1 protein-coding gene is annotated in these 1,453 nt (G+C 59.8%); it reads left to right on the top strand.

The annotated features are described in order from the left end of the window. The first annotated feature begins 53 nt into the window (after positions 1-53). Complete coding sequence (locus tag GOB87_RS16415) at positions 54-1,397, top strand: IS1182 family transposase (RefSeq protein ID WP_166319174.1); 1,344 nt, start codon at positions 54-56, stop codon at positions 1,395-1,397. Positions 1,398-1,453 lie beyond the last annotated feature (56 nt).

Raw genomic sequence — 1,453 nt, forward strand, 5'->3', positions numbered from 1 at the left:
CAGCCTGTCGGGTTGGGTTACCCAGTGAAGGGGTAAGGTTGTAAGGTGGTGAGATGAGCAGCTTCATCCCGTTTGACCGGTCTCAGCCGTATCTTCTGCCTCCTGATCTGAAGTCGTGGCTTCCTGCTGACGATATGGCGCATTTCATTGTAGCCGCCGTTGAGCGGGTTCCGATGAGTGCGTTCTGCGTGCCAGTGCGCACGGATGGCAAGGCACAGTACCATCCGCGTCTGATGTTGGCCCTTCTGATCTTCAGCTATGCGAACGGGTTGTTTTCCTCACGCCGGATCGAGCGGGCGACATATCGCGACATCGGGGTACGCTTCGTGGCGGCGAACCTGCATCCGGATCATGATACGATTGCGACCTTCCGCCGGACGAACAGGGGCGCCATTGAAGCTGCATTTGCGCAGGTTCTGCTTCTGGCGCGCGAGGCGGGTCTGCTGCGTCTGGGTGTAGTATCGATCGACGGCACGAAAATTGATGCCGACGCTTCGAAATACCGTTCCCTGCGCTACGACCGGATCAGGGCGCTGCGCGAACAGCTGGCGGTGGATATCGCGAAACTGATGGACCAGGCGGAGCACGCAGATGCCACAGACAGCGATCTGCAGGCATTGCCGGAAGCGCTTGCCCGACGGGAAACACTGAAAGCGAAGCTGGACGAAGCCTGCGCCCGGCTGGAAGCAGATGCGAAGGCGCAGGCCGAGGCGGCGCGATCGGCATACGAGAAAAAGAAGGCGGTGTATGACGCAAAAACAGGGCGTCGCGGCCGGGCGCCCAAACCGCCCGATGATGAACCACCACCCGACCGGCAGATCAGTCTGACCGATCCCGACAGCCGCCTCATGCGGCGTTCGGACGCTCACGAGTTCCGGCAGGCTTACAATGCCCAGGCCGTGGTCTGCGCCGAAGGCAGTCAGTTGATCGTGACAACCGACGTTGTCGCCACGTCAGCGGATGCGCCATCCTTTGCCGACACGGTGCTGTCGATGGAAGACACAATCGGTCTCCCGGAGAAGGTGCTTGCCGACACCGGTTACGCCAGCGGACAGGCGGTCCGGAAACTGCAGGAAAAGGGCATTGATCCGCTGGTCGCCATTGGACGGCCCTGTGCCCGCAGGCCTTACGACTTCCGACCCCATCCCGAAGCAAAGGAGCCACGCCGGATAACCGAACCCTGGCGGCTCGCCATGAAGGCGAGACTGGAAACCACAGAAGCCGGAGATGTTTACAGACTACGAAAACAGACCGTGGAGCCGGTCTTTGGAATTATCAAAAGCATCATGGGCTTCAGAAGGTTCAGTCTGCGCAGCCTTGCAAAAGTCACGACCGAATGGACACTCGTCGCTCTCGCATACAACTGCAAAAGAATGGCACGGCTTCAGGCGGCATAAGCCGGGTCAGCCTCGGCCTTATAACCCTCAAAATGACCAACCCGACAGGCTGCTAA

This window comes from Acetobacter estunensis, from assembly GCF_011516945.1.
In the GTDB taxonomy this organism is placed as follows: domain Bacteria; phylum Pseudomonadota; class Alphaproteobacteria; order Acetobacterales; family Acetobacteraceae; genus Acetobacter; species Acetobacter estunensis.